The sequence below is a fragment of the Pseudomonas sp. SH10-3B genome, from assembly GCF_019891415.1.
Lineage (GTDB): Bacteria > Pseudomonadota > Gammaproteobacteria > Pseudomonadales > Pseudomonadaceae > Aquipseudomonas.
Genome location: NZ_JAFLXD010000005.1, coordinates 1 through 6,926, shown reverse-complemented (window position 1 = coordinate 6,926; position 6,926 = coordinate 1). Strand labels below are relative to the sequence as shown.

General features: G+C 62.2%; 6 protein-coding genes and 1 pseudogene. 3 read left to right on the top strand and 4 right to left on the bottom strand.

Going from position 1 to position 6,926, the window contains the following annotated elements; all coding sequences use genetic code 11:
- Nucleotides 1–6 precede the first annotated feature (6 nt).
- The 3 genes from tssK to tagH are packed head-to-tail and all read right to left on the bottom strand — an operon-like array spanning nucleotide 7 to nucleotide 3,262.
- Nucleotides 7–1,341: a type VI secretion system baseplate subunit TssK gene (gene tssK, locus J1G35_RS05425; RefSeq protein WP_053127614.1), complete on the bottom strand. Its 1,335-nt coding sequence runs from the start codon at nucleotides 1,339–1,341 to the stop codon at nucleotides 7–9.
- Nucleotides 1,342–1,360: 19 nt separating this feature from the next.
- Nucleotides 1,361–1,870 carry a type VI secretion system lipoprotein TssJ gene (gene tssJ / locus J1G35_RS05420; RefSeq protein WP_223013978.1) on the bottom strand — a complete coding sequence of 170 codons (510 nt, stop codon included), beginning with the start codon at nucleotides 1,868–1,870 and terminating at the stop codon, nucleotides 1,361–1,363.
- 57 nt (nucleotides 1,871–1,927) lie between these two features.
- Nucleotides 1,928–3,262: a type VI secretion system-associated FHA domain protein TagH gene (tagH, locus tag J1G35_RS05415; protein ID WP_223013976.1), complete on the bottom strand. Its 1,335-nt coding sequence runs from the start codon at nucleotides 3,260–3,262 to the stop codon at nucleotides 1,928–1,930.
- Between the two features lie 394 nt (nucleotides 3,263–3,656).
- On the opposite strand from tagH, the gene tssA reads away from it, so the two are divergent.
- From tssA to tssC, 3 genes are read left to right on the top strand one after another with little or no spacing between them, the layout of a single operon-like run.
- Complete coding sequence (gene tssA / locus J1G35_RS05410; protein WP_223013974.1) at nucleotides 3,657–4,676, top strand: type VI secretion system protein TssA; 1,020 nt, start codon at nucleotides 3,657–3,659, stop codon at nucleotides 4,674–4,676.
- A 54-nt stretch (nucleotides 4,677–4,730) separates the two neighbouring features.
- Complete coding sequence (gene tssB, locus J1G35_RS05405) at nucleotides 4,731–5,237, top strand: type VI secretion system contractile sheath small subunit (protein ID WP_003213340.1); 507 nt, start codon at nucleotides 4,731–4,733, stop codon at nucleotides 5,235–5,237.
- Between the two features lie 2 nt (nucleotides 5,238–5,239).
- Entirely contained in the window at nucleotides 5,240–6,736 is a 1,497-nt protein-coding gene (gene tssC / locus J1G35_RS05400; RefSeq protein ID WP_053127606.1) for a type VI secretion system contractile sheath large subunit, read from the top strand.
- A 23-nt stretch (nucleotides 6,737–6,759) separates the two neighbouring features.
- Here tssC and J1G35_RS30845 read toward each other — a convergent pair.
- Nucleotides 6,760–6,879: pseudogene (locus J1G35_RS30845) on the bottom strand (outer membrane lipoprotein carrier protein LolA); the annotation flags it as partial.
- Between the last annotated feature and the right edge of the window lie 47 nt (nucleotides 6,880–6,926).

Here is a 6,926-nt window from a genome sequence, read left to right as displayed (position 1 = left end):
CGCGGATTATCCTCGGATCGCCCAGAAGGCCAGGTTCAAGCCCGGGAACTGCCCGGCGATATGGAAGGCAAAACCACCGGAATTGCCCAGTTGCTGCCAATGCTCGCTGCCGCGATCCAGCTCGTAATAGGTGGAACCCGCGTGGTACGGCAGTTGGCGCGGCGCCACTGGCAACGGCAGCAAGGTGATGCCCGGCAGTTGCAGGTTGACCAGGTCACGGATGTGCTCCACCGAGCCGACCTTGCTCTGCTGGCCGAAGCGCGCGCGCAGGGTTTCGCCGGGCACGTCGGCGCGGACCACCAGGATGAAGCTGGCGCTGTCGAGCAGGGTCTTGTCGGCCAACATGGCCACATGAACGCCGTAGGCTTTCTCGACAATCGGGATCGGCGTGGCCTTGCTGTCGATCAGCATCGACAGGGCTTCGCGCAACGCCGCCATGACAGGGGCGAAGCTCAGGGCCAGGTCGTCGTGCTGGTATTGCGGGTATTCCTGGGGGCGACGGCCAGAGGTGGAGAACGTCGAGAACTCACCGGCCAGGCTCACCAGTTCGCTGAAGAAGCGCTCCGGGTGCAGCGGGCTCAACTGGCTGAAATGCTGGATCAACGGCTGGGCGCGGTTGACCAGTTGCAGCAGCATGAAGTCGGCGATCTCCGACGCACCGCCCGCACCCGAGGCAACCACGCGGCCAGCCAGGGCTTCGCCGCGCTGGTGCAGCAGGCCGAGCAGTTCGCTGCGAAACGCGCTCAACGGTTTGCTGGCGGCCACATCGAGGACTGGCGGGATGTAGCTGTCGTCGAGAACCAGCGCACGGTCGGCGCGCTTTTCCTTGATGCGCACCAGGCCCACGGCGGCGTAGTCGCTGATGCCATCCTGGGCGGTCAGCAAGCGCAGGGCTCGGGCTCCTACGGCCACCGGCGCGCGGTTTTCGAACGGCGCGTTGTCATCGCGCACTTCGCGCACCTGGCTCACGTAACGCGCGGCTTCCAGGGCTTCGCCTTCATCCACGGTGTCACGCGCACCCGCACGCTTGAGGGGCAAGGCCAGGTAGACCAGGCCATCGCGCAGGTTGTCGTCGATATTCAACGGGCTGGGCGCCAGGTCGTCCTGGGGGATATTGAACGGCGTGCCGTCGGGCAACAGGCCGCGCGCCGAGACGATGGCCAGCTTGCCCTGGGCCAACAGGCCCTGGTCGATCAGCAACTCGGAGAACCCCCAGGCGCCGGCGGACAACGGGCGGCTGCGGGCATCGATCAGGTTTTCCAGGTAACGGTCATGCTGCTGGAAGTGCTGCGTTCCGATGAACATGCCTTCCGACCAGACCACGCGATTGTTCCAGGACATGGGGAGCTCCGATTGCTTCTTATTGGGCAGGGCTGGATGGGGTGACCACGACGTCGGCGCGCACGGCACGTACATCGAGGCTGATCTGGTATTCGGTGTATTGGCGCGCCGGCACGTTGATCACCGTGCGCCATTGCGCGCGGTCCAACTCGCGATAACCCACCAGCAAGCCGATCTGGCGCGTGGAGGGGTCGAGATCGCGCTGGATGCTCAGTTGCTGGCCGGGTTGCACCATGACTTCGTCCTGGTCCAGCAGGTCCAGACCGAGTGTGGATTGCGCACGGTCGGCCAGGGCGAAGTAATCGGAGCGGGCGAAGGTGGCCGCGTTCTTCAGTTCGAAAATGCGCACCCGCACCGGGGCGGACTGGCCGTTGGCACCCGGGTTAAGCCCGGCAATGGCGTGGAAATGCAGCTCGACGGCGGCGGTGTCCGCTTCAGCCTCGGCGGCTGTTTCGGGTTTGGCCGCGTCCTTGGCACACGCGGTCAGCAGCAGCGCGGTGGCGACTGCGAGTAAAAACCTGGGAATCATCCTGCGTCCTCAATGACGTACTTAGCTATCCGTTAATCCGTGTGTTGCGGCGCAGCTTTACCGACGCTGTCGCGCGCTGTGTTCTTCGTACGCCCGGCTGAATTCGCGGCCGAACAGGTCCTGGAAGTCTTCCTGGGCCTCGCGGGAAATATTGCTGTAAAGCTCGGTGAACTGCTGCCAGTACTGGGCCTGGCGCGAGCCGGCGAACAGGTTCGACAGCCCGCCGGGCTTGCCCATGCGCTCTTCCAGTTGTGCCGGTTCAAAGCGCGTGAGCAGGTGTTTGATCGCCGCCTCCACGCCGGCCATCACTGCCAGTTGGTGGGCGCGCAGATCATTGAAACTGTCGCGCACGGCGAGGTCCGGCGCCATAAACGCCTGGTTGCCGTGGCGAAGCAACAGCAGTAACGCTTCGTCGGCATTCGGTGCGAATTTCAACGGATTGTTTTCGGCAGGCTGGATCATGGTCTGCTGCATGCGGAATTCGCCCTTGAGGCTGGCGCGGGCACGCAACACGTCGATCAGGCCTTCGACCATCAGGCGATAGCTGCGACCGATGTTCTCCATCTGCGCTTCAGCCTGGGCTTTATCCAGGCGCAACTGGTCCAGGCCGGCGCCGCGCAGGAAGGCTTGCAAGAGGTCGGGTTGTTGGCTGTCTGCCACGGGGAGCGCTGGCTCGACCACGGGTGGCGGCTGGATGATCGGTGCGGGTGGCGGAGGTGGCGGTGGCGGTGCACTGGCCAACGGCGCTGGCGTGTCGCCAAACAGGTCCCAGTCTTCGGGAATCACCGAGCCCGAGACCACGGGCGTCTCGACCACGGGCACAGCCACCGGCGTCGGCGGGCGGAAGTCGTGTTGTTCGCTGGGGACGTGGTCGGCCACGGTGGGCGGCGGCACGGCGGTGGGGCTGAGGAAGTCGAACAGGTCCGGCAGCGTGTCCATCGACGAGGCGCCTTGGAACTGCGGGGCAATCACCGGCGTCGGCGCGGGCTTGCTCACCACGGCGCCCATCAAGGCCTCAAAGCTGTTCGGCGAATCACCGGCGAATGGCTGGCTGTCGATGGCCTGCACGTTGAAGTCAATACGCGCCTGGATCTCGTAATCGCCGATGCGGATCAGCTCGCCATCTTGCAACAGCTCGCTATTACCCCTGCGCAAACGGATGCCGGCGTTAACCAACTCCACACCGTTTGTACTGTGATCAGTTAAATAATAACGGCCATCTTTGTATTGAATAACGCAGTGTTGTGAAGAAACCAACCGCTCAGGATCAGGCAATACCCAGTCATTATCCGAGCTGCGGCCAATGGCCATCGAGCCCTGATTCATGGACTTTTCCGAGCATTGCCCGGGGGTAATCTTGTGATAACTAGTGATAGTCAAACACAGCGACATCTTGCCTCCTTGCTGATACTTCGCGCGCAGTCGACCCCAGGGACAGCGATTCCCGGGAGATCCCCATCGGGTCGTGTAATCGACCGTCCAAAACCGGCTGATGCCAGCATGATCGCTGATCTTAACTGGGCTCCATGACAAAAATCCTATGCCGGTGCATCGTTCGACCCACCAGTCGCGCAGGTTGTTAAGCACCGCACATCTGTCACAGAGGGCGAATAGCTTACCTTGACAAGGCCTAAGTACTACACCAAAAATGCACAACTTCTTGAATACCAGTGATGGCACATTAGTGGCATCTTGCTTATATGACCAAGAAAACATGCAAAGTTCCTCGCGCAACTAATGCATGCATTGCCCGTCATCTAACGGGCTGATAGGGAGATCAATTCCAGTGGATGTGCCGTTGCTGCTCACCGCCGTTTCCGCGACTTCGCCCTGTGGCGAAGATATGGAATATGACGCGGACTTTCTCCAACTGGAGCGTGATGCCAAGGGCCAACCCGAGCGCAGCATGGGCGACTCGATCCTGCCTGCTGAGCCGCCGGAATGGCGTGGCATCCAGCAACAGAGCCTCGACTTGCTGCAGCGCAGCAAAGACCTGCGCATCACCCATTTCCTGCTGCAAAGCTCCCTCGCCCTCCAGGGTGTGGCCGGGTTGGCAGACGTCCTTACGCTGATCAACGCGCTGCTGCGCGAATACTGGGCCGACCTGCATCCGCGCCTGGATGCCGACGACGATAACGACCCCACCGTACGGATCAATGCCCTCTCCGGCTTGACCAGCGATGCGACCATTCGTCTGCTGCGCGAAAGTATCCTCACGCGCTCGCGCACCTTCGGTCCTGTGAGCCTGCGCGCCGCGCTGAATGCCAGCGGCCTCATGAGTTTCCCCGACGAACAGCTCGGCGCCCAGCAACTCAACGCCGCGTTCCTCGACAGCGACCCCGAACAACTGCAAGCCACCCGCGACGCCTTGAGCACCGCGCGCGCTGCCTGCGAAGCCATCGAACAGCAAGTCAGCGACCAAGTGGGTTCCGCCCAAGGCGTGGACCTCAGCCTGTTGAAGCAACCGCTCAAGCAAGCACTGCAGGTCCTCAACCAATTCGTACCGAACAGCGATACCAGCAGCGAACCCGAGGCCGTCAGTGACGACAATGCCCCCTCGGTCGACTTCGCCGCTGCCCCCGCCGCACCTCGCCCTACCGGCGACATCACCAACCGTGATGACGTGCTGCGCAGCCTCGACAAGATTCTTGCGTACTACACCCGGCACGAGCCTTCGAGCCCGCTGCCGGTGTTGTTGAACCGGGCCAAGCATCTGGTGCACGCCGACTTCGCGGCCATCGTGCGCAACCTGATTCCCGATGGCATGTCCCAATTTGAAAACCTGCGCGGCCCGGACGGCGAGTAAGCCGCCCGACTGTGCAGTAACAACACCGTCGCTCAAGCGACCAGGAGCAGCAACGTGGCGAAGCAAAGTTCTCAGAAATTCATCGCGCGCAACCGCGCGCCTCGAGTGCAGATCGAGTACGACGTCGAGCTCTACGGCGCCGAGAAAAAGGTCCAGCTGCCCTTCGTGATGGGTGTGATGGCCGACCTCGCTGGCAAGCCTGCCGAGCCTCTGGCGCCGGTGGCCGACCGCAAGTTCCTTGAAGTGGACGTCGACAACTTCGACTCGCGCCTCAAGGCCATGCAGCCGCGCGTGGCGTTCCACGTACCCAACGAGCTGACCGGCGAAGGCAACCTGAGCCTGGACATCACCTTCGAAAGCATGGACGACTTCAGCCCGGCCGCCGTGGCCCGCAAGGTCGACTCGCTCAAGCAACTGCTCGAAGCCCGCACCCAACTGGCCAACCTGCTGACCTACATGGACGGCAAGACTGGCGCTGAAGAAATCATCATGAAGGCGATCAAGGACCCGGCACTGCTCCAGGCACTTGCCAGCGCGCCTAAGCCTGCAGGGGAGCAGTAATCATGACTGACAATACCGCCCGCGAAGGCGCCCAGAGCCTGGGTGCAACCGAGGAAACCAGCGAGTTCGCATCCTTGTTGATGCAGGAATTCAAGCCCAAGACCGAGCGTGCCCGCGAAGCCGTGGAAACCGCCGTGCGCACCTTGGCCGAACAGGCCCTGGCGCAAACCGACCTGGTGTCCAACGATGCGATCAAGTCGATCGAATCGATCATCGCCGCCATCGACGCCAAGCTCACCGCCCAGGTCAACCAGATCATCCACCACAAGGATTTCCAGCAACTGGAAAGCGCCTGGCGTGGCTTGCACTACCTGGTCAATAACACCGAGAGCGATGAGCAGCTGAAGATTCGCGTGCTCAACATCTCCAAGCCGGACCTGCACAAGACCCTGAAGAAATTCAAGGGCACCGCGTGGGACCAGAGCCCGATCTTCAAGAAGATGTACGAAGAAGAATACGGCCAGTTCGGCGGCGAACCGTACGGCTGCCTGGTAGGCGACTACTACTTCGACCAGTCGCCACCGGACGTGGAACTGCTGGGCGAGCTGTCGAAAGTCTGCGCCGCCATGCACGCCCCGTTCATCGCTGCGGCATCGCCGACCGTGATGGGCATGGGCTCGTGGCAGGAACTGTCGAACCCGCGCGACCTGACCAAGATCTTCACCACCCCGGAATACGCCGGCTGGCGCTCGCTGCGTGAATCGGAAGACTCGCGCTACATCGGCCTGACCATGCCGCGCTTCCTGGCGCGCCTGCCGTATGGCGCCAAGACCGACCCGGTGGAAGCCTTCGCCTTCGAAGAAAACACCGACGGCGCCGACAGCTCCAAGTACACCTGGGCCAACGCGGCCTATGCAATGGCGGTGAACATCAACCGTTCGTTCAAGCACTACGGCTGGTGCTCGCGCATCCGTGGCGTGGAGTCTGGCGGTGAAGTGGAAAACCTGCCGGCCCACACGTTCCCTACCGATGACGGTGGCGTGGACATGAAGTGTCCGACCGAAATCGCCATCAGTGACCGCCGTGAAGCGGAGCTGGCGAAGAACGGTTTCATGCCGCTGCTGCACAAGAAAAACACCGACTTCGCCGCGTTCATCGGCGCCCAGTCGTTGCAGAAACCGGCCGAATACGATGATCCGGACGCCACCGCCAACGCCAACCTGGCCGCGCGCCTGCCGTACCTGTTCGCCACCTGCCGTTTCGCTCACTACTTGAAGTGCATCGTGCGCGACAAGATCGGCTCCTTCAAAGAGAAGGACGAGATGCAGCGCTGGCTGCAGGACTGGATCCTCAACTACGTCGACGGTGACCCGGCGCACTCCACCGAAACCACCAAGGCCCAGCACCCGTTGGCCGCCGCCGAAGTGATCGTGGAAGACGTCGAGGGCAACCCGGGGTACTACAACTCCAAGTTCTACCTGCGCCCGCACTACCAGCTCGAAGGGCTGACCGTGTCGCTGCGCCTGGTATCGAAGCTGCCTTCGGCGAAAAGCGCGTAAAAAATCGGGACTGGCTCGCTCCCTGTAGGAGCGAGCTTGCTCGCGAAAAACTTGAAGGCGCTGCGTTCATCCAGGATGCCCGCGTCACCGTTGACGACCTTCGCGAGCAAGCTCGCTCCTACAGGGGTCGGCGGCGTTAACAAATACAGTGGCTGAGGCCACACAGGGAGAAAACATGGCTGTTGATATT